The organism is Candidatus Mycolicibacterium alkanivorans, from assembly GCF_022760805.1.
GTDB classification, from domain to species: Bacteria; Actinomycetota; Actinomycetes; order Mycobacteriales; family Mycobacteriaceae; genus Mycobacterium; species Mycobacterium alkanivorans.
In genome coordinates this window covers 3,950,054-3,966,968 of the sequence record NZ_JAIVFL010000001.1, presented here as the reverse complement: position 1 = coordinate 3,966,968, position 16,915 = coordinate 3,950,054, and the positions used below count along the sequence as shown (strand labels likewise).

The 16,915-nt window shown below is 70.3% G+C and carries 16 protein-coding genes; 11 read left to right on the top strand and 5 right to left on the bottom strand.

What is annotated here, in order from left to right; genetic code table 11:
• Positions 1-22 precede the first annotated feature (22 nt).
• From K9U37_RS19380 to K9U37_RS19370, 3 genes are all read right to left on the bottom strand, one after another.
• A complete protein-coding gene (locus K9U37_RS19380) occupies positions 23-646 on the bottom strand; it encodes a cutinase family protein (RefSeq protein ID WP_243073479.1) in 624 nt (207 codons plus the stop codon).
• Between the two features lie 124 nt (positions 647-770).
• Positions 771-1,430, bottom strand: coding sequence for a cutinase family protein (locus tag K9U37_RS19375; RefSeq protein ID WP_243073082.1), 660 nt, complete (start codon positions 1,428-1,430; stop codon positions 771-773).
• 59 nt (positions 1,431-1,489) lie between these two features.
• Positions 1,490-2,494, bottom strand: a complete 1,005-nt coding sequence (locus K9U37_RS19370; protein WP_243073081.1) for an EamA family transporter — start codon at positions 2,492-2,494, stop codon at positions 1,490-1,492.
• Between the two features lie 74 nt (positions 2,495-2,568).
• Here K9U37_RS19370 and K9U37_RS19365 point away from each other — a divergent pair, with 74 nt between their 5' ends.
• Together K9U37_RS19365 and eccB are read left to right on the top strand one after the other, a co-directional pair.
• Positions 2,569-3,141: a CGNR zinc finger domain-containing protein gene (locus K9U37_RS19365; RefSeq protein ID WP_243073080.1), complete on the top strand. Its 573-nt coding sequence runs from the start codon at positions 2,569-2,571 to the stop codon at positions 3,139-3,141.
• Positions 3,142-3,176: 35 nt separating this feature from the next.
• Entirely contained in the window at positions 3,177-4,331 is a 1,155-nt protein-coding gene (gene eccB, locus K9U37_RS19360) for a type VII secretion protein EccB (protein WP_243073079.1), read from the top strand.
• Here the strand turns inward: eccB and mycP are convergent.
• Together mycP and eccD are read right to left on the bottom strand one after the other, a co-directional pair.
• Positions 4,293-5,615 carry a type VII secretion-associated serine protease mycosin gene (gene mycP, locus K9U37_RS19355; protein ID WP_372489542.1) on the bottom strand — a complete coding sequence of 441 codons (1,323 nt, stop codon included), beginning with the start codon at positions 5,613-5,615 and terminating at the stop codon, positions 4,293-4,295. The two genes, eccB and mycP, sit on opposite strands and share 39 nt — an antisense overlap.
• Positions 5,612-6,883 (bottom strand): type VII secretion integral membrane protein EccD, encoded by a 1,272-nt coding sequence (eccD, locus tag K9U37_RS19350; protein WP_243073077.1) that lies wholly within the window; start codon positions 6,881-6,883, stop codon positions 5,612-5,614. The genes mycP and eccD overlap by 4 nt, the downstream gene beginning before the upstream one ends.
• A gap of 89 nt (positions 6,884-6,972) precedes the next feature.
• On the opposite strand from eccD, the gene eccCa reads away from it, so the two are divergent.
• The 9 genes from eccCa (at position 6,973) to K9U37_RS19305 (ending at position 16,844) form a co-directional block, all read left to right on the top strand.
• Positions 6,973-10,572 carry a type VII secretion protein EccCa gene (gene eccCa, locus K9U37_RS19345; RefSeq protein ID WP_243073076.1) on the top strand — a complete coding sequence of 1,200 codons (3,600 nt, stop codon included), beginning with the start codon at positions 6,973-6,975 and terminating at the stop codon, positions 10,570-10,572.
• Positions 10,569-11,756, top strand: a complete 1,188-nt coding sequence (locus K9U37_RS19340; protein ID WP_243073478.1) for a type VII secretion-associated protein — start codon at positions 10,569-10,571, stop codon at positions 11,754-11,756. The genes eccCa and K9U37_RS19340 overlap by 4 nt, the downstream gene beginning before the upstream one ends.
• A gap of 58 nt (positions 11,757-11,814) precedes the next feature.
• Positions 11,815-12,114 (top strand): WXG100 family type VII secretion target, encoded by a 300-nt coding sequence (locus K9U37_RS19335; protein ID WP_272888160.1) that lies wholly within the window; start codon positions 11,815-11,817, stop codon positions 12,112-12,114.
• Positions 12,115-12,126: 12 nt separating this feature from the next.
• Positions 12,127-12,420 carry a WXG100 family type VII secretion target gene (locus K9U37_RS19330; protein ID WP_243073075.1) on the top strand — a complete coding sequence of 98 codons (294 nt, stop codon included), beginning with the start codon at positions 12,127-12,129 and terminating at the stop codon, positions 12,418-12,420.
• Positions 12,421-12,741: 321 nt separating this feature from the next.
• Positions 12,742-13,185 (top strand): 50S ribosomal protein L13, encoded by a 444-nt coding sequence (gene rplM, locus K9U37_RS19325; protein ID WP_243073074.1) that lies wholly within the window; start codon positions 12,742-12,744, stop codon positions 13,183-13,185.
• A 44-nt stretch (positions 13,186-13,229) separates the two neighbouring features.
• Complete coding sequence (rpsI, locus tag K9U37_RS19915) at positions 13,230-13,709, top strand: 30S ribosomal protein S9 (RefSeq protein WP_443627160.1); 480 nt, start codon at positions 13,230-13,232, stop codon at positions 13,707-13,709.
• Positions 13,710-13,842: 133 nt separating this feature from the next.
• Complete coding sequence (gene glmM / locus K9U37_RS19315) at positions 13,843-15,180, top strand: phosphoglucosamine mutase (RefSeq protein WP_243073072.1); 1,338 nt, start codon at positions 13,843-13,845, stop codon at positions 15,178-15,180.
• Between the two features lie 48 nt (positions 15,181-15,228).
• Positions 15,229-15,525 carry a type VII secretion target gene (locus K9U37_RS19310; RefSeq protein ID WP_243073071.1) on the top strand — a complete coding sequence of 99 codons (297 nt, stop codon included), beginning with the start codon at positions 15,229-15,231 and terminating at the stop codon, positions 15,523-15,525.
• Positions 15,522-16,844, top strand: a complete 1,323-nt coding sequence (locus tag K9U37_RS19305) for a hypothetical protein (RefSeq protein WP_243073070.1) — start codon at positions 15,522-15,524, stop codon at positions 16,842-16,844. Before K9U37_RS19310 ends, K9U37_RS19305 begins: the two co-directional genes overlap by 4 nt.
• Positions 16,845-16,915: the final 71 nt, after the last annotated feature.

The window sequence follows — 16,915 nt, the reverse complement described above, 5'->3', positions numbered from 1 at the left end:
GCCAGCAAATAAGTTAAGTGATCTACAAGAGTCCGGCGATGAAGCCGGCTGCCTGCCCCGGCAGCGGGGAGCTCTCGTAGTCGGTGTGCGCGAACGGGTTGCGGCCCGGCGAGCAGATCGGGTCACCGTAATTGCACAGGTCGATCCCCTTGCCCGCGAAGGGAGCACCCGCCACCGAGATCGGGTTGCCGAACTTGGTGGCGGGGTTGCCGAACACCGCCGCAGCGGCGACCTTGCTGGCGACGCTGGACGGCAGCGGAGGCGCCGAACCGATGTCGCCGACCTTGTTGCCCAGGGGCGGAATGCCGAGCAGCATGTCAACCACCGCCGCACCTTGGGAGTAGCCGCCGAGGACGAAGCGGGTCGACGGGCACGCCACGGCGGTGGCCAGAATGTGGTTGGTCGCGTCGGTGGCGCCGACGGCGGCCGCGCGGAAGTCGTAGGTGGCCGGATAGTTCACCCCGTAGGTCGCGATGTTGCGACCGCCCAACTGCGACTGCAGCGTGTCGGTCAGCGCCTGGCCGACACGTCCGATCCCGGGCGGCTCGCTGGTGCCACGGGCGAACACCACGTCGACGTCGGGACAGGGGGCGGCCGCGGCGCTCGGGACGGGGCAGCCGGCCAGTGGCGCGATCGCGGCGAACATCGCCGCGCCAGCAACGCCCAGTCTGCGGGCTGGTGTCATGGTCGGGTCGGACACGCTGAATGGACCCCCTCGGTGGTGAACGGTCGGCTAATAGTCACACACCGCGGCGGTGGCCGCCAAACATTTAGAGCAGGCTGGCGACGAACGCGGCGGCCTGGCCGGCCGTTCCGTCCGGTCCGTAGCTGCGGTGCGCGGGGACGTCATTGCCGTCCGAGCACACCGGGTCGCCGGGGTTGCACAGGTCGATGGCCTTGCCGCCGTAGACCGGGCTGGACGTCAGGGGCAGCCCCACCTTCGTGGTCGGGTTCCCGAAGACGGCGAGGCCGGCGACCCGGTCGGGCACGTTGGGCGGAAGCGGGTTGTTGAACCCGACCGCCGGGAACGGCACCGAAGTGATGACGTCGATGATCGCCGCACCTTGGGAGTAGCCGCCGAGCACCAGTTTGGTGTCCGGGCAGCTGTTGACCACGTCCTGGATGAACGCGCTGGCGTCGTTGGCGCCGTCGGCGGCGGCCAGGAAGTCGTAAGTAGCCGGATAGTTGACGGCATACACGCCGACCGAGCGGTTGCCGAGCCTGCCGCGCAGCGAATCGACGAAGGCCTGACCCACCCGTCCGAGGCCCGGCGGTTCGCCGGTTCCGCGGGCGAACACCACCTGGATGTCTTTGCAGGCGGCGGCGTTGGCGATCGGGAGCATCGCCGGGGTGAACAGCGCGGAACCGGCTACCACGACGGCGGCGAAGGCGGCCCGGAGGGAACGATTCGACACGGCGTTAGACGTCACATCGTGATGTTACAGATAGGAAGCGGGTTTCATTCCCGACGTTTGCTTGCGTGCCGCGCTCAGGTGCGGGCGCCCGCGGCGAGCTCTTCGATCGGTCCGGCATCAGGCCAGGTGGCAGCGGTCACCTCGGCGCTGCGGTCAGCTTGGCGGGCCAGTGTCAGCCCGGCCAGCACCACCACACCGCCGACCGCCTGGGTCACGGTGACGGCCTCGCCGAGCAGCACCCACGCCGAGAGCACCGCGAACAGCACCTCACCGAGGCCCACCAGCGACGCGAAGCTCGGTCGCAGCCGTGCCACGCCACTGATGCCCAGCGTGTAGGCGACCGCGGTGGCAACCACGGCCAGCATGATCACCGGCACCCACCACGGCACCGTCATCCCGGCCAGCACGGCGTCATTGGCGGTGAAGGTCAGCGGCATCACACCGGAAAGACCCAGCAGGGCCACGGCGACGGCGCCGACCACCAGGCCCCCGGCCGACAGTGTGATCGAGCTGAGCCCGCTGCCGTCGGCGCTGACCTCGTCGGACATCATGAAGTAGCAGACCGCGCAGATCGCGGCGGCCAGCCCCCATGCCACTCCGGCGGCGTCGACGCGGGCGGTGCCGCTGGAGATGTTGAGCACCAGCATGATGCCCGCGACCGCCAGGCCGACCCCGGCCAAGGTGGCGCCGCGCGGCCGGCGGCGGGTGGTGGCCCAGATCCAGCCGACCACCAGGATCGGCGCGGTGTACTCCAGCAGCAGCGCGACACCGACGGACAGGTGAGAGACGGCGTTGTAGTAGCAGAGCTGCGCGGCGGCGATGGGGACCAGGCCGTACGCGACGACGATGCGGGCGTGCTCGCGAGCCTCCCGAATCCAGTCGGGTTTGACTACGGTGGCGAAGATCGCCATGACCAGCGCGCCGCCGGCGAGGCGGGCGGTGACTGCGGCGGTCGGGGACCAACCGGCCCCCATCAGCGACTTGGCGAAGGGGCCGGACATGCCGAACGTGAACGCCGACCCGATCGCGAACAGCAGACCGAGCCGGAAGTGGTTCTCGCCACGAACCGTCGTCGACATGAGGCACCCCCGGCCTGTAATGAGTAAAATGACTATTGGTCATGACACTACGTTCCGAGGGGGTCATGAGTCAAATGCTTTTCAGTCATGACACCGAAGTCACGTTGCGTGCCGCGTGTGCGCTGGTCAACAGTGACCGAGCCGACGGCGAACAGATGGGCGACCAACCTGCCCTGGACGCCTACCTGAACAGCTGGGGCTGGACGGGGCGGCGTGACCACGACGAGGCCGAACTGGAGTCGGTCCACAAGCTGCGCAGGCGATTGGGGCGGATCTGGGCGGCCGCCGACGACGAGGTGCGCGCGGTCGGCCAGATCAACGCGCTGCTCGCCGACACCAAGGCCGCCCCGTGGCTGACCCGGCACCCCGAGATGCCGGAGTGGCATCTGCACCTGGCTTCGATCCACGATCCGCTGGCCCAGCGGATGGGTGCAGAGATGGCGATGTCGCTGGCCGATCTGGTGCGCTCCGGAGAGCTTCGCCGGCTGAAGATCTGCGCGGCACCGGACTGTGACGCGGTGCTGGTCGACCTGTCGCGCAACCGTTCCCGAATGTTCTGCGACGCCGGCAACTGCGGCAACCGCCAGCATGTCGCCGCATACCGCGAGCGGCGCTCCAAAGAGACCGGCGAGGCTGTTGATCGCTGAATTCGGCTATGCCGCAACTATTCTAACGTTGGGACATGGTGCGTCCCGGATCACCGCGACGTCAGTTCGGCGCGCATCGCTTCCTGATGCGCAGGATGGACTACGCGATCCTCGGGCGGGCGATGCCGGCTGGCGCCGACACCCTTCACGCGCATCGGCTCGCACTGCTGGCCGGGTGTGCCGGTGCGGTCGCGGTCGCGGTGGTGACGGTCGGTCTGGCCGTGCTGCGTCCGGTGGCCGGCGACGCCCCGCTGGTCATGTCACGCCAGTCCGGAGAGTTGTTCGTCCGGTCCGGTGACCGACTTCATCCGGTGGCCAACCTGGCCTCGGCCTACCTGATCCTGGGCCGTCCCGCCACGCCGCGACTCGTCGACGACGCCGGGCTCACCGGGATTCCACGCGGCCCCGTTCTCGGCATTCCGGGCGCGCCCCCGTCGGCCGGGGCAGCCATGTCGTCGACGGATCTGCGGTGGACCGTGTGCGACGACCGTGACGGTTCGACCACCATCACCGCCGCGACCGCCGATGATGTACCGGAACTTCCTGCGCGCCAGGGGGTTTTGGTGACAGCGGTCGACGGGTCGGTGTACCTGCTCTACGACGGCCGGCGGGCATCGGTCGATCCCGACGATCCAGCGGTCGCGCGGACGCTGCGTCTCGACATGGTGACACCGCGGCCGGTGTCCTCGACGTTGCTCAACGCCGTTCCCGAGGTGCCCGCGATCGCACCGCCACAGATCGCAGGCAACGCCGTAGCCGACAGTCTGCCGGTGGCCACGATGCCCGACGATTCGCCGACGCTTCTCGACCCGTCCGGCGAGGTGTGTGCGACGTGGCGGGCGGGACGCGTCACCATCGCGGTCGGTGAGGCCCGGCCGGCTGCCGTGAGGCTGGCGATCGGCGACGGGGGCGGGCCCAACGTCGACGCGATCCGGCTACCCGCGGGGCGCTGGGTCGACGTGACCGCCGGCGCACTGACCACGGACGGCGGAACATCCGGCCGGTATCTGATAACCGAGGCCGGAGTGCGTTTCCCCGTGCGGGATTCGGCCGCTGCCGCAGCGCTCGGGCTGGGACCGGCGCCGAGCCGGGTGCCCTGGGTGATTCTCGCCGCGTTGCCCTCAGGCCCCGAACTCAGCCGGGAGGCCGCCTCAGTTGCCGGGGACGTCGTCGCGGCCGCGTCGCCGTAGTCGTGCCGAGCCCGCCGCGACCAGACCCGCCAGACACAGTCCGGCTCCGGCCGCGACGACACCGGAGGCCGGGGCGGGCCGGCGTGGGGCCCCGGACACCGGAGGCGGTGTAGCCGGTCGGGGCGACGGTGGCTCGGCGGGTTGGTCGCTCAACGCGGCACGACCGTCGACGACACCGCTGCCGACCGCCGAGTCGCGACCGCGAGGCGGTCGGTGGGCGGTGGCCTCGATTCGCGCCATGACCTGACGGGCCGGCATCCGCGGGTAGCGTGCGCGCACCAGCGCCACCACACCGCTGACGACCGGCGCGGCGTAACTGGTGCCGGAGATCGGCATCGGACCGGAGGTCCCCGGCATGGTGGTGATGGTGTCGGCACCGTCACGGTCAAGGGACACAACGTCTTCCCCGTGGGCTGCGACGTCGACCCACGGCCCGTTGAGGCTGAACGGTGACGGGGTGCCGTCGGCGGCCACCGACGCGACGGTCAACACGTAGTCGTCGTACCAGGCGGGGCTGGCGATCACCGTCGGCTGCGCGGTGGTGTTCTGTGCCGGGCACTGTCCGCTTCCGCCCAGATTCCCCGCGGCCGCAACCACGACCGCATCCTTGACGTCCACCGCGTAGGACAGCGCGGCACCCAGGATCCGGTCGTCGAGCATCCCTTCGGTGCAGGCGACCGACGAGATGTTGATCACCGAGGCACCCATGTCGGCAGCGGTGCGCACGGCCATCGCCAGTGTCGTCACGTCACCGAAGCCCCGGCTAGACGGCTCCGACAGTGGCCCGAACGTGTTGCTGGACTGACGAATCGCGATGATCGTGGCCTCCGGGGCCACCCCGCTGAACCCGGTGCGGTCCGCCGGGTCGGGAGTCGCCGCGATGATGCCCGCGACGATGGTCCCGTGCCCGTCGCAATCCTGTCTGCCGTCACCTGTCGACACGTAGTCGCCGCCGGCGACCACACCGGGCAGCCGCCGATGTGGCTGCACCCCGGTGTCGATCACGGCGACCCGCTGGCCTGCGCCCCGGGTCAGACGCCACATCGCCGGAAGGTCAACGCCATTCAACTGACCCGAGCGGGGCTGGTTTCCGCCCGCGGGCAACCCTATGGTGCAGGGCTCCCGTTGTTCGGTGGGTTCGGGCGGGGCCGGCGGCGCTGGGGCGGGCAGCATCGTGTTGTCGACGGCGGGCGGTCCGACGGCGAACGCGGATGGTGCGCAGTGCGGTGCGACCAGAAGGACGGCGGCGGTCGCCGCGAGAATGCGGGGTGGCCGAACGTTCACAGCAGCGCCCGAATGGTCGAGAAGAGACCGGCCGCCGCGCATCCCAGCGGAACGACGGCAGCGCCGCTGGCGAACTCGACCGCCGCGACCACTCGATCGGCGGCGGGGGAGGTGCCGAGGTCGGTCGAGCCGAGCAGGATTGCCGCTGCTGCAGCGGCCATCAGCGGCCCGCACAGCCAGGGGGTGGTCCACGGTGCGGCGCGGACCACGGTGGCGAGCAGCGCCGACACCGCGACTGCTGATGAAAGCAGCAGTGCTGCAGCAGGATAACGGTCTGTGTACGTTCGTGCGCGCAGCAGTAGTGTCGCGGCCACCGCGGCGATGAAGCAGGCCGCTTCGGTTGGCCGCGCAGTGAGAACGGCGGTGACCGACGCGCCCAGCGCGGCGGCGGCGGCCGATGCCGCGACGAGCAGGGCCAGCATTCGGTGTGCGCTCCTCGCGCGGTCCTCGACGTCGTCGGGCCATGCCGAGGAGGACAGCCCGGCCAGTCGCGCGGCCAGCCGCGGTGAGATCGTCAGGACTGCCAGGGACGTCGTCGTCAGCATCGGACCGACACTGGTCGCGGGCAGCCACCCCAGTGCCGCGGCCAGAAAGGCCGCGGCCGCTGCCATCGTCGTGGCGGCCACCGGCAGCACGATCTCGGTCGCACACCCGGTACAGCGCCAGACGATGAGGGAGGTCGCCGAGACTGCCGACATCGCGAGCAGAACGCCCGGCAGGCCGGGCGCGGCGAGCAGCGCGGTAAGCCCTGCTAGCGCGGCGCCCGCCAGGCCGAGGGCCGCCGACATGGCGGGCTGCGTTTGCAACAGGATCGCCGCCATCAGCGCCGCGGCCGTCGCAGTGCCGGCCGCACCGAGATCGCCGGCCCGATAGTCGAAGAGCCCGTGCCCGAGCAGTACCGCCACCGCGGCAGCCGACCACAGCACCCCCACCATCGTCACGACCGAAAGTGCTGGTTTCGTGGGGGTGACCGCGTCGGCGACCGACGCGCCCAGGTCGAACCTCGGCGGGGGTGCCTCGTGGGTCCTCGCTGTCAGGATCAGCACCTCGCCGTCGTGTACGGCGCAGGCAGCCAGTGATCGGTCCGGCTCGAGGACCGTGCCGTCCACCCGGGCCAGACGGACGTCGCGCCCGCCGAGGTCGTCACCGACGACGTCGAGCACCGACGGCAGCACCTCGCAGAGCGGAAGCTGAGTTGGCACCGCAAGGTCGGTGTCGCGGTGTGCGGATCGGATCGTCACCCGGCAGGTGTCGGAACTGGCAACCATGAGCGGACCGTAGCCAGCGGGGCCGGATGGTGAACTCCGTTGTCCACAGGTGAATTGCCGTCGGCGGGCTCGGTGCCTACCGTCCGCTCATGGTCACGACTTCGGTGGACTTCGCGCGGGGTGAGCGGTTGCCCCCGCCGCCGTTTCCCACCGACGACGTCGCCGTCGACGCCCCGCCCGTCCCACCGCAGGGCGGCGGCGGGTCGTCGCGACTGGTGCCGCTTGTGGCGCTCGTGGCGATTGCGGGCACCGGTGCGCTGTTGTGGTTCTCGAGGTCGGGAAGCGGGCTGAGCCCGATGATGCTGACGTTGCCTGCGGTGACGATGATCTCGACGTTCGGCATGCTGCTGCAGGGCCGGAGCCGACGCGACACCGGCCGGCTGGACGAGCAGCGCCGGCGCTACCTCGACCACCTCGACTCGCTGAGCCGGGATCTGTTGGATGCCGCCGAGCGGCAACGGCTTTCAATGACGTGGGTTCATCCGGCGCCCACCGCGCTGTGGACGCTGGCAGGTGGGCCGCGGATGTGGGAACGATCGGTCGCCGACTCGGACTTCGGTCATGTGCGGGTGGGTCTGGCAACGCAACGGCTGTGCCGCGCCATCACCGTGCCGCCGGTCGCCCCGGTGGCCGACCTCGACCCCGTCACCGCCGACGCGCTGCGCCGCTTCGTGCACAGTCACGCCACCCTCGACGATGTCCCGACCGCGTTGGCGTTATGTGCGCTCCCCGCCGTCTCGGTCACCGGCCCGCTACTGGAGGTGCGCGCGCTGGTGCGGTCGATGCTCTGTCAGTTGGCGGTGTTGCACGACCCGGGTTCGATCCTGATCGCCGCAGTGGTCGGGCCCGGTCGTCGCGAGGACTGGGACTGGCTGAAGTGGCTGCCACACAACCGACATCCGTCGCGGGGCGCCCCGATGGTGTACGACGACGGGTCCGCGCTCGGTGACGTGACCGCCGAGGTGAGCCGGCGGCATGTCGTCCTCGTCATCGACGGTGCACCGCCGGAACCGCCCGCCGGCCCAGCGCCGGTCACCACCGTCGTCGTTGGAGAGGCGTTCGGGGACAGCGGTCTTCGGCTGCATCTCGAGGATGGACAGCTGGTCTGCGAAGGCGAGCGGTTCGCCCGCGCCGACAGCATGTCCCTGCCCGAAGCGCGGGTCTGCGCCCGCCGGCTGGCCCGCTACCGGGCCAGTCAGCCGGCCTCCGACGACATCGCCCGATGGTGCGCCCAAGCAGGTTTGGACGACGCCTGGACTCGGCGGTCCCCGCGCGACCGGCTGCGCGTCCCGCTGGGGTTCGCCGCCGACGGGGCCACGGTCGACCTCGACATCAAGGAAGCGGCCGACGGCGGCCATGGCCCGCATGGGCTGTGCGTCGGTGCGACCGGCTCGGGCAAGTCCGAACTGCTGAGAACCATCGTGCTGGGGATGGTCGCGCGGCATTCGCCGGAGGACCTCAACCTGGTGCTGATCGACTTCAAGGGCGGCGCGACCTTCCTCGGGCTGGCCGGCCTGCACCACATCGCGGCCATCATCACCAATCTGTCCGACGAGGCCCAGTTGGTGGCACGCGCCGGTGCTGCGCTCGCCGGCGAGATCCACCGCCGCCAGCAGTTGCTGCGCCGCGCCGGCAACGTCGTGAACCTCGGCGCCTACCGTCTGCTGCGCGGTGGCGACCACAACCTGCCCGCACTGCCGTCGTTGTTCGTCGTCGTCGACGAGTTCGCCGAACTGCTGCACCATCATCCGGATTTCGCCGAGGTGTTCGCGATGATCGGCAGGGTGGGCCGGTCGCTGGGAGTGCACCTACTGCTCGCCAGCCAACGACTCGACGAAGGGCGGCTGCGGGGCCTGGAGTCGCACCTGTCCTACCGCATCTGCCTGAAGACCTCGACGGCCGCGGAGTCGCGGGCGGTCCTGGGGGTGCCCGACGCCGCAGAGTTGCCCACCACCCCGGGCGCGGCGTATCTGTGCGGCGCCGACGGCCGTCTGCTCCGGTTTAGGGCCGCCTACCTCGGAGCCCCCGCGCCTGCCGCAGCCGCAGATCGTCCCGAGGAACGTCCCGCCGTGCGGTTGTTCACCTCGCTGCCCGCCACGATCGCCGTACCTCGTGGCGGCCACCAGAGCGTCGCGGACACCCTGGTCGACCGGTTCACCGGTCGGGGGCCGCGGGCTCACCAGGTCTGGCTGCCGCCGTTGCCGAGATCACCGCGGCTGTCCGAGTTGCCTGATACCGACCACGGCGAACTGCGCGCCCGGATCGGTCTCGTCGACCGCCCGTTCGACCAGAAGCGGGTGCCGTTGGTGGTCGAGACCGGCGGTGCCGGTGGCAACGTGGCGGTGGTCGGGTCACCGCAGAGCGGCAAGTCGCAGACGGTCCGCACCCTGATCACCGCACTGGCCTTCGGGCACGACGCGCGTCGAATCCAGTTCTACTGTCTGGATTTCGGCGGCGGAACCCTCGATGACGTGCGCGCACTGCCGCATGTCGGATCGGTGGCCACCCGCGCCGAGCGGGAACTCGTGCGCCGGATCGTCGGCCATGTCGACGCCGTCATGCGGTCTCGCGAGGCGGGCGTCACCGACGGGTACGGCGATGTCTTCCTGGTGGTCGACGGCTGGGCGGTGCTGCGAGAGGAGTTCGCCGATCTGGATCCGACGATCACCGGGCTGGCCTCGCAGGGTTTGTCGTTCGGCATCCACGTGATCCTCACCGCGGGCAGGTGGGCCGATCTGCGGCCGAGCCTGAAGGACCAGATCGGCACGCGGATCGAGTTGCGGCTCGGTGACCCAATCGATTCCGAGATGGACCGCAAGCAGGCGGCGCTCGTCCCGGTCGGCGCTCCGGGCCGGGGAGTCACCCGCGACGGTCACCACTTCACCATCGCCACCTCGAGCGCCTCCGACGTGGCGTGCCGGGGATCGTGGCGGGCGCCGGCGGTGCGGCTTCTCCCGGACATGGTCGACCACGCCTCGGTCCGCGATCAGGCGGACGGCGATCCCGGCGTTGTGCTCGGCATCGGCGAACCAGACCTGATGCCACTGGCCGTGGACTTCGGGCGTCAACCGCACCTGCTGGTCGTGGGTGATCCCGGATGTGGGAAGACCGCGACGCTGCGAACGCTGTGCCGCGAAATCGTCCGCCGCACAACACCGCAGAGCGGCCAGCTGTTCGTCGTCGACTATCGGCGCACGCTGCTGGGGATCGTCGATCCGGGGCATCTGCACGGTTACGCGTTCTCCCCGGCCGCTGTCACCGAGCACCTGTCTGCGCTGCACGATGCGCTGCGAAACCGGTTGCCCACCCCGGATGTCACCGTCGAGCAGTTTCGCGCCCGGTCGTGGTGGAGCGGGCCCGAGGTGTACATCGTGGTCGACGACTACGATCTTCTCGCATCCGGCTCCGGTGATGCCCTGGCCGCGCTGCTCGACGTACTGCCCCACGCGACGGACATCGGGCTGCACCTCATCGTCGCCCGCCGCTGCGCGGGATTGGCCCGCGCGATGTACGACCCGGTGCTGGCACACCTGCGCGACATCGGCTGCATGACCCTGGTGATGAGCGGGTCGGCCGAGGAGGGCGCGGTGATCGGAACACACCGCGCCACACCGCAACCGCCCGGGCGTGGGCTGCTGGTGACCCGGGACGCCGCGCGTCGAATCCAGGTCGGCTGGTGTCCGCCATGACGGTGCTCGAAGTCGGCCCGTCGACCGTGCGACGGCTTCCACCCACCGGGGGTGTCACCCCGGGAAGCGGGATGATCACGCAGGCGCTCGCCGGTATCGACGACACCACCGTGCTCCTCGACGAGCGGCCGGTCGCCGTCGATTCCCTCTGGCGGCACATAATCGCTTCGAGCACGATCTCTTCGAGCGCGGAAGGGCGGGCCGGGTCGCTGACCCTCCTGCACCCCTCGTGGTGGCCACCAGGGCGGGTCGCCCGCATCGTCGATGCCGCATCCGGCGTGGCCGCGGATGTTCAGGCCATCCCGAGGGCGGCCCTGCTGACCGCCCGGAATGATTCTGCGGCAACGGTTGTCGAGATCAACGACGACGCCGTCGCAATCTGTCCGGAATCCGGGACGCCCACGCTGCTTGCCCGGTCGGTCGGCGCCGACGCGATCGCCGCCAAGGTGGCCGCCCTCGGCGGCCCGGCCTCAGTCCTGATCGATGCGCCGCACGGGGTGCGCAATGCCCGGGAGTTCAGCGGCGCTATCCGAACGGCGTTGCGCCACCTCGGGGTGACGGCGTCCCCCGCGCACGTCGGGGACGAGGTGGCGTACTCGGCCACCGAACCGTCGTTGTCGGCGCGCCGTTCCTGGCTGCCCGCCCAGGTCGGCGCCGCGGCCGCCGTGGCGATCGTGATGTGCGGAGTCGGCGTGGCCACCACCCGGCCGTCCGCGGCGGTGTCGCCGGTCACCACGGCTGCGGTCAGCCTGGTGGAGGGTCGCGTCAGCATGCGTATCCCGGCCGGCTGGACGGTCACCCGGGTCACCGCCGGACCGGGTTCCCGACGCGTCGAAATCGGTTCTCCGGTGGATCATTCCACGGCACTACACCTGACCCAGTCCTATGCGCCACAGGAGACGCTGGGGGCCGCGGCAGAAGCGCTGCGCAGGGCGATTGCCAAGGAGGAGCCGGGCACCTTCGTGGACTTCGAACCCGCCGACCAACGGGCCGGCCGCGACGCGGTCACCTACCGCGAGATTCGCGCGGGCCGGGACATCCGGTGGTCGGTGGTTCTTGCGGGATCCACACGCATCAGCATCGGCTGCCAGAGCACCCCTGGCCGCCAGGACACCGTCGACGACGCGTGCGAGGAAGCAATCAGGTCCGCCCGCGAACTCGGGGGAACCGAAAGGAAGCCGTGAACGTCGAATCCATTGTAAGCGTGCCCAACTCAGCCGACAGGACAGTGCCGTGACGACTCTGAACACCGACTTCGACCTCATGCGCTCGGTCGCGGCGAGCGCCGACGCGCGCAATGACGAAATCCGGGCCCTCCTGGGAGGATTCATCGGGCGAATGCAATCGGTACCACCCAGTGTGTGGGGCGGCCAGGCGGCAGCGCGTTTCAAAGATGTTGTCGCGCAATGGAACGCCGAGTCGGTCCGGCTGTCGCAGGCGCTCACCGGCATCGCTGAAACGATCAGGAACAACGAACACACGCTTCGCGAGGCCGCTCACCAGCACGCCCAGCGCATCGCCGGCGTCACCACCGAACTGTAGAAAGGCACCACCGTGGACCCCATCCTGTCCTACGACTTCGCCGAGATCGACGCCGCCGTGCTTGCCGACATCCAGGCCACGTCGACGCGGCTCGGCGCGGCGCTCGACGATCTGGCTCGCCAGATTGCGCCACTGCACCAGGTATGGACCCGCGAGGCGGCCTCGGCCTTCCACGCCGAGCAGGCCCGCTGGCGGCAGGCGGCCACCGCCCTGCACGACATCCTCGTCCGGCTGGGCACTGCGGTCCGCGACGGCGCGGTCGACGTCGCCGAGGCCGACCGGCACGCGGCACGCTTGTGGGGCTGATCCGCGGCCCGCGTTGAACGGCCCGCGTTGAACGGCCCGCGTTGAACGGCCCGCGTTGAACGGCCCGCGTTGAACCCTGTGCGACCCCGGCGGAGGAGAGCCGCCGGGGTCGCACAGTCGACCGGGCACGCGCGTTTTGACCGGCATCTATCGCCGCAGGTAAGCTGCCTCGTTGGCGTGCGGTACGCCGCGGCGTTGTCCGCGGGGTAAGCCGGGATCTCGGGTCAGTGTTGGTCGCCGAGAGACAAAACCCCACCGTCTCGCCCCGACCGGCACCCGGGTCATACCGGGACTCACCCGAGAAGAGAAGAAGGTAGCGCTGTGCCTACGTACACGCCGAAGGCGGGTGACACCACACGTTCGTGGTACGTCATCGACGCCACCGACGTGGTGCTCGGCCGGCTCGCCGTTGCGGCAGCAACCCTGCTGCGCGGCAAGCACAAGCCGACATTCGCGCCGAATGTCGACGGTGGCGACTTCGTCATCGTCATCAACGCCGACAAGATCGCCGTCAGCGGCGACAAACTGAAGAGCAAGATGGCCTACCGCCACTCGGGTTACCCCGGCGGCCTGCGGTCCCGCTCGCTCGGCGACGAACTGCAGAAGCACGCCGATCGTGTGGTCGAGAAGGCGATCGTCGGCATGCTGCCGCACAACAAGCTGAGCCGCCAGATCCAGAAGAAGCTCAAGGTCTACGCTGGGCCGGATCATCCGCATGCCGCCCAGCAGCCGATTCCGTTCGAGATCAAGCAGGTGGACCAGTGAGCGAGACGACAGACGTGACGACTGAGGTCACCGAGGTCACCGAGGTGACCGAGGTTGTCGAGACCCCCGAGGTTCCCGAGACCCCTGAGGTTCCCGAGGTCACCGAGCAGGCCGCCCCGCGCGAGCCGGTGATCTTCGACCGTCCGATTCAGACCGTCGGCCGCCGCAAGGAGGCCGTCGTGCGCGTGCGGCTGGTTCCCGGCACCGGCAAGTTCCACCTCGACGGCCGCACCCTCGAGGGCTACTTCCCTAACAAGGTCCACCAGCAGCTGATCAAGGCCCCGCTGGTGACCGTCGACCGGGCGGACAGCTTCGACATCTACGCCCACCTCGACGGCGGCGGCCCCTCGGGCCAAGCCGGTGCGCTTCGCCTGGCGATCGCCCGTGCGCTGATCCTGGTGCAGCCGGAGGACCGGCCGGCGCTGAAGAAGGCCGGATTCCTCACGCGTGACCCGCGTGCCATCGAACGCAAGAAGTACGGCCTGAAGAAGGCCCGCAAGGCGCCGCAGTACAGCAAGCGCTGATCCGACGCATCGCGCTCTTTGTGTGCTGGATTTGCTGGCGGGCGTGTCTCGACAGAATGTCGGTTTAGCGTCGACATGGCCGATAACCTCGTCGGTTGGGGATTGCGCCGGTGTTTGTGAGAGGTTTGTCCGCATGGGTCGACTGTTCGGGACCGATGGCGTCCGTGGTGTCGCCAACCTTGAACTGACAGCCGAGCTGGCGCTGGCGCTCGGGGCCGCGGCGGCGCGGCGGCTCGCCTCCACGACACGGTCGGCCCGCCCCGTGGCGGTTATCGGCCGAGACCCGCGGGCCAGCGGCGAGATGCTCGAGGCCGCCGTGATCGCCGGTGTGACCAGTGAAGGCGTGGACGCCCTGCGCGTCGGCGTCCTACCCACCCCGGCGGTGGCCTACCTGACCGGCGCCTATGACGCCGGCTTCGGCGTGATGATCTCCGCGTCGCACAACCCGATGCCGGACAACGGCATCAAGATCTTCGGACCCGGCGGTCACAAGCTGGACGACGCCACCGAAGACCGCATCGAAGACCTCGTCGCCCAGGGTCCCGGCCTTCGCCCCGTCGGGGCCGAGATCGGCCGGACGCTGGATGCGCCCGACGCCATCGAGCGCTACCTCCAGCACGTCCGTGCCGCGGCCCCGGTGCGGCTCGACGGCCTGACCGTCGTCGTCGACTGCGCCAACGGAGCCGCCTCGGCCGCCGCACCGCGCGCCTACCGCGCCGCCGGCGCCCATGTCATCGCCATCAACGCCGAACCCAACGGGCTCAACATCAACGACGGCTGCGGCTCGACGCACCTCGAGCAGGTACAGGCCGCCGTCATCGCCCACGGAGCCGATCTGGGTCTGGCCCACGACGGTGACTCAGACCGTTGCCTGGCCGTGGACGCCTCGGGTCAGATCGTCGACGGCGACGCCATCATGGTGGTGCTGGCGCTGGCCATGCAAGAGTCCGGCGAGCTGGCGTCCAACACCCTGGTCGCCACCGTCATGAGCAACCTGGGTCTGCACCTGGCCATGCGCGAGGCCGGAATCACGGTGCGCACCACAGGCGTCGGTGACCGTTACGTTCTCGAGGAACTGCGCGCCGGTGAGTACTCCCTGGGTGGGGAGCAATCCGGACACATCGTCATGCCCTCGCTGGCCACAACCGGCGACGGCATCGTCACCGGGCTCCGGTTGATGTCGCGGATGGCGCAGGCCCGCTCCTCGCTGGCCGCGCTGGCGGCGCCGATGCAATCGCTGCCCCAGGTCCTGATCAACGTCGAGGTGGCGGACAAGGCCACCGTCGCAGAAGCGCCCGCGGTGCAGAGCGCGGTGCGCCAGGCCGAGGCTGAGCTCGGTGACACCGGCCGTATTCTGTTGCGGCCCTCGGGGACTGAGCAGATGGTGCGGGTCATGGTCGAGGCCGCGGACGAGGACACCGCTCGGCAACTGGCCGTCCGGGTGGCAGAGTCGGTCAGCGCCGAAGGCTGATTCCAGCCGGTTCGGAACCGGCGAGCCCCGCCCCGCGTCATATAGGGCATGGGCAATACCCGCGTGGACACCGCCGCTGTGCGGGCCGCAGCGCAGCGTTTCGACGCCGTCGCACAGATCCTCGACAGCGCACTGCGAAATCACCTGGGCGAACCGGCTTTCGGTGGGTCCAAGGCCGGTCGGGCGCACACCGCTCGGGGTGAGGCGGTGGGCATGGCTCTGCGTCGGATCGGCGCCGAGCTGGCCCAGTGGTCCCGCGCCGCTGAGGAGATCGGCGCCGCACTGCGGGCCGGCGCCGACCGATACGCCGACGCCGAATGGCGCGCGGCCGCGGTGCTGGGATGACGTTCGACGTCACGGGGCGTCTCGATCAGGGCCGGCCGTCGGTGTCGCATACCCAGATCTATGTGGCGGCCTGTCACACACTCGGCTATCAACACCAGGACCTGACCGCACACGCTGCGCAGGTCATCGAGTGGTACGGCGCCGAAGACGGGATGGACTTGGCCGCGTTGGACGCCGACTGCGCCAGACTGCGTGCCGCGGCCTCCGCCGCGGAGGAGGCGCTGCGGCTCACGCGGGAAGCCGGGGCGGCCCTCGCGGACGGGTGGGCGGGTGAGTCCGCCTCGGACGCAGTAGCTTTCGTGCAACGACATGGTGCGTCCGGCGCGGCGTTGGTGAACATGCTGCGTACCGCGGCTGATGGCTGCGCAGCGCTTCGTGACACGCTGTGGCGGCTGGTCGGAGACAAGGCGCACACCGCGGTGGTGATCGACGACCGGCGCGCCGAGGTCCGGGCGGCCTGGCTGACCGCGGCGCAGACGGTGATGAGCGGCGCCGCGGACCGCACCGAGGCCGTCGACGTCGTGGCCCATCAGATCACGCCGTACGTGGACGCCGACATCCGTAGCGACTGGGTTGGTGCGATGCGGGCCGCGACGACGTCGGTGGCGAACGCCTACGACGACGCGGTGCGCCGGCTGACCGGCGTTGCGACGGCATCGTTCGAGATCCCGGGACAACTCGGCCCACCGGCGCCACAGCCGGCACGGACCGCAGCGCCGGCGGTGCCGGTCCCGGCGGTGGTACCACCCGCTGTCACGGTGCCCGCGGCGGCGGCCGTCGAACCATCCGCTGCGCCACCGCCACCGCCGCCGCCGCTCGCAGCGGCAGATCCGGCGAATATGGCTGTGCCTCCGCCTGTTCCGCAGACCACACTGCCCGAGCCGGCGGGCATCGGGGGAGCGGCGCCAGCCGGCCTCCCCGCGGCAGGGGACCTCGGCGGCGGCTTGTCCGGCCTGGCCGGCCAGATCTCCGACGCGCTCGGCGGCCTGCTGAGTGGCCAGCCCGACCCAGTCGACGCACCGCCGACAGCCGATCAGGTCGACCAGGTCACGGATCCCCAGCCCGACGACGCCCAGCCCGCCACCGATGACCCGAAAGACGCGCAACCAGAGCCGGATTCGCCAGAACCCGAGGAAGCTGAACCGGCGACACCCGTCGAGGATGCCCCGGCCGACGACGCTCCCGCGCCGGAACCGCCACCGCCACCACCGCCGCCGGCAGACCCGCCGGCAGCGCCGCCGCCACCGTCAGCAGAGCCGGTCGTTGAACCGACGCCCTGTGAGATCGCCGCCGACGAGCTACCGCAGGTCGGACAGTGAACGATCAACGGATGCCGGTACCGGCATCACAGCGCCGCGTGCTGCGCCCGGCCGATCAGCAGCGAGCCGCC